The sequence below is a fragment of the Shewanella electrica genome, from assembly GCF_022321485.1.
Classification (GTDB): domain Bacteria; phylum Pseudomonadota; class Gammaproteobacteria; order Enterobacterales; family Shewanellaceae; genus Shewanella; species Shewanella electrica.
Genome location: NZ_JAKOGG010000484.1, coordinates 1 through 256 on the forward strand (window position 1 = coordinate 1; position 256 = coordinate 256).

The following is a 256-nucleotide window of genomic DNA, read 5'->3' on the forward strand; positions in this document are numbered from 1 at the left end:
TACAAGGGGGGACTTGATCCTTGTGGGGCTGTTCACATAACAATTGGGGATGGTGGAAACAGGGAAGGCTTGGCCCACAGCTTGGTCAGTCTTCCGGGAAGCAAGCTTTGGGCATGGTGAACTAAAAATAGTAAATGCCACGCATGCTCACTGGACTTGGCACAGAAATGATGACGAAGAACCAGTGAGAACGGATGATGTGTGGATAACGTCGCTGGCTGGTTCCGGGTGCATCCAGGACGGTAGTCATGAGTAC

The 256-nt window shown here is 51.6% G+C and carries 1 protein-coding gene; it reads left to right on the plus strand.

Going from position 1 to position 256, the window contains the following annotated elements:
• Positions 1-49 precede the first annotated feature (49 nt).
• The coding region (locus L9G74_RS24430) for a hypothetical protein (protein ID WP_500142680.1) at positions 50-256 on the plus strand (207 nt) is incomplete at its 3' end.